Genomic DNA, 3,106 nt, shown 5'->3' with positions numbered 1-3,106 from the left:
CCTTGTGAATAGGTGAGCTCGTAGCTATGCGAATATACTTCGAAAATTAGACCAAATGGATCTTCTACATAACACATCTTATAAGGCTTCTCGCCAGGATAGTATTCTCGAATCGGCATGCGTTGTTTGCCACCATGCTCGACTATCTTGGCAACTAAGCCTTCAATGTCTGGATCTTGCACGCAGAAATGAAAGGTGCTGGTTTTCCAGTACTCGAAGTCTTTGGGTGTTTCATTGTTCTTAAATTCGAACATCTCAACGCCGATCTTATCGCCCGTCGACATATGCGCAATTTTAAATGAACCCCAGCCAGTGCCGAATACATCAATACACATTTGTCCGATCGCGGTTTCCGATTCCTCGGTGATGACGGTCGGCTCCATAATGTGATACCAACCCATTACATCGCTATAAAATTTGGCCGCCTTCTCGACGTCAGGAACGGATATGCCGATATGTGAAAACGTTCTTGGATAGGTGTTCATTGTAACCCTCTTAGTGTCCTACTTGGCTTGCGACTATGGGCTAGTGCTTAACTCTGAGCCCCTAGCGGATAGTTGCTAGGCAAGATAGGTTTTTTCGTACGGTCGTTTCTCGAATAAACTCTAGTCATGATACGTCGTTAAGCAAGTGTCGCATTGTGCTTCTCCAGAGAGCCCATACCACTCAGGTTTGATCATCGGGCGTATCGTAAACGAATTAGGGAGGGTATCGTCGTATAGCGGCATCACTCGGTAATCGAGGCGCATGAATGCGCTTAACGGATCATCGAAATACCGTCGATTTCGGTCACGCTATTGGCATTGGCTCGATCAATTATTTTTATAATAACCGATTGAATGGCTTCATCTTCTCTCGCGTCATGGTCGCTCGAAAGCTTCTGCTCTTGAGGTTCTGCGCCTTCTTCAAGAGTGAATGAGATAACTACTTCGCTCGCCCTATCTGAGGTGCGACCGAAGTACTGTATTGAGATCAGAGGGTAGCCCTTAAAGCCTTTCTTCACTTGTTTTGCGATACGTTTTTTCGCTTTGTCCACATTCATTCGTTGGTCCTTTTGTTGGCTCAGATTCTTTTTTAGAAAGAGGCAAATAGCTTACACAAGCCTTGAAGAAAGACCGTAAGTAAGGCCATAAGTAAGGCTTAATGAAAGTACGCTTTATGTATCAGAATATCTCCCGACATTGGACGCGCTTTCGTGTGCTCCAACTAACATCCCATCAATTAGACAGACTAGCAAGCCAGACAAGACGATTGGCAGAGGGGGTATTTATGAATTGCTGAAAAGGCTTAGCAAGTGATTCAATTAAGCGTTATTTGCCGACACCTTGCGCTGTGCCCTCTTATTTAAAGAGGACTTACCTTGGCTTTTCTCCTTCGGTTAGCATCGCCATGTATTTCAGAAAGCGCCTTTGTCGGGTCTCTGCCTTTTTTGCGCTTGTTAGTCCGTAAGCGATGACGTAGCGACTCGATTTACTCAGTGTGGCATAAAACTGTTGAGCTTGCGGCTCATCATTAAGAGCGGCTATAAAATCCTCTGGCACTTCAATCTCACTGGCGACATACGCCTTGTCCCAGCGGCCATCCGCTTTTGCTGCGTGAATCTCGGCTAGCCCTGCTATTTGCATCCGGCCGTCGCGTATTAGACGCTCAGCATGTTCGGTATTTCGTTTGGACCACGTGCTGTTTTTTATTCTGGGGGTGATGCGTTGCAGGTAGGCTTGATCGTCTAGGGATTTTTTGATGCCATCAATCCAGCCCCAGCATAATGACTCGATGACCACGTCATCCCAAGTGACACTTTCAATGCCGGTACCTTTTTTGAATATCTTCACCCACAGCTCTCGCTCGCTGTCGTGATTTTCCTCGAGCCATTGGGCGAGATCGTTCGGAGTTGCAAAGGTGACGATACGCGCGGGATTCGGATCAGGCATAGTTTGATTTTTTAGATTATGAAGAGTGGGCAAGCCAACCTAAGCGCTACTATTACCATTAGCACCACCATTACCACCACCATTGGCGCTTAACAAAAGGCCTGTTTGGATCTTTGCGATTACGGATATCCATGATACGCCAGTTTTTACTCACAAGCTGCGCGATTTGGTAGATGGTTTCGCGCGCTAGTAATGTGCGCGTAGAGCCATTCCAACTTTTTTGATTGGTAAACTTGATGGCCGCGGTAGCATCGGGCGATCGCGCCTTCAGCGTTTCTGCCATGGCCAATGCTTCAGCCATTGGGTCTTCGACAACGCGTGTTACTAGACCGTATTCGAGCGCTTTGTCAGCTTTAATGGGGTCGCCCGTCATGATGAGCTCGTTCGCAATGTCTTGCGAGATCGTACTCCGAATCGTTTGCAGCCCCGCCATGTCAGGGACCATGCCCCATTTTGCTTCCATAATCGCCAGCTCGGTATCCGGTCGCGCATAGCGCATGTCGGCACCTAAGGCTAAAGTCATCGCCATACCGTAGCTAATGCCATGCATCACGCAGATCACTGGCACTGGCAGGCGATGCCAGCCAATGCAAAAACGTTGCGCCATGTTGGTACCAAAGGGGTTTAGCTTCCAGCCGATTTTTGCAAACTGAATGGGCTGGCCCATGATGCTTTTAATGTCGATACCAGAGCTAAAGTGCTCACCCTTGCCAGAGATAATAACAACGCGAATGTCTCGGTCTTTTTTGATGATCTTTTGTACATTCACAATGTCGCACATCAGGTCGAAATTAAACGCATTGAACTTTTCTGGTCGGTTGAGAATAACGTGCGCGATGCCGTCTTCGACCTTGTAAATGATATGTTTAAAATCCATGGCTTTGACCTTTTGTTAACGCTGGTTGTCGTACGTTTTTATCTTTTGATCTGAAAGACAGTGAGAGTGAGGTTTCAGCCCTCACTCTCTATCACTCTCACTCTCACTCCGCGCTAGCAACTACAGTTCTAACTACAGTTCTAACTGCAGCTCTAACTACAGCTCTGCTGCGAGTTCTGCGCCTTGTTTAATCGCGCGCTTGGCATCCAATTCACCGGCAAACTCAGCACCACCAATGAGGTGGAAGTTCGTCGTTGGTGAATCCTCAGTGTAAAGCTCTTTGCGCGACTCTTGCCCT

The 3,106-nt window shown here is 47.4% G+C and carries 4 protein-coding genes; all 4 read right to left on the bottom strand.

The window, feature by feature from the left end; genetic code table 11:
* Positions 1-485 (bottom strand): lactoylglutathione lyase family protein (locus tag A3751_RS15730; protein WP_068457808.1); only part of this gene is annotated, 485 nt, incomplete at its 3' end.
* A gap of 272 nt (positions 486-757) precedes the next feature.
* Positions 758-1,042, bottom strand: coding sequence for a hypothetical protein (locus A3751_RS15725; protein ID WP_068457805.1), 285 nt, complete (start codon positions 1,040-1,042; stop codon positions 758-760).
* 313 nt (positions 1,043-1,355) lie between these two features.
* The gene (locus A3751_RS15720; protein WP_068457803.1) at positions 1,356-1,931 is read right to left on the bottom strand and encodes a YdeI family protein; all 576 of its coding nucleotides are present in this window, start codon (positions 1,929-1,931) and stop codon (positions 1,356-1,358) included.
* 70 nt (positions 1,932-2,001) lie between these two features.
* Entirely contained in the window at positions 2,002-2,808 is an 807-nt protein-coding gene (locus tag A3751_RS15715; RefSeq protein WP_068457801.1) for a crotonase/enoyl-CoA hydratase family protein, read from the bottom strand.
* Positions 2,809-3,106: the final 298 nt, after the last annotated feature.

This window comes from Oleiphilus sp. HI0080, assembly GCF_001635135.1.
This window is presented reverse-complemented; position numbering and strand designations above follow the sequence as displayed.

Excerpts from the sequence above, each read along its gene's own strand:
- A3751_RS15725 (WP_068457805.1), bottom strand. The coding sequence starts at position 1,042 with ATGAATGTGGACAAAGCGAAAAAACGTATCGCAAAACAAGTGAAGAAA.
- A3751_RS15720 (WP_068457803.1), bottom strand. The coding sequence starts at position 1,931 with ATGCCTGATCCGAATCCCGCGCGTATCGTCACCTTTGCAACTCCGAAC.
- A3751_RS15715 (WP_068457801.1), bottom strand. The coding sequence starts at position 2,808 with ATGGATTTTAAACATATCATTTACAAGGTCGAAGACGGCATCGCGCAC.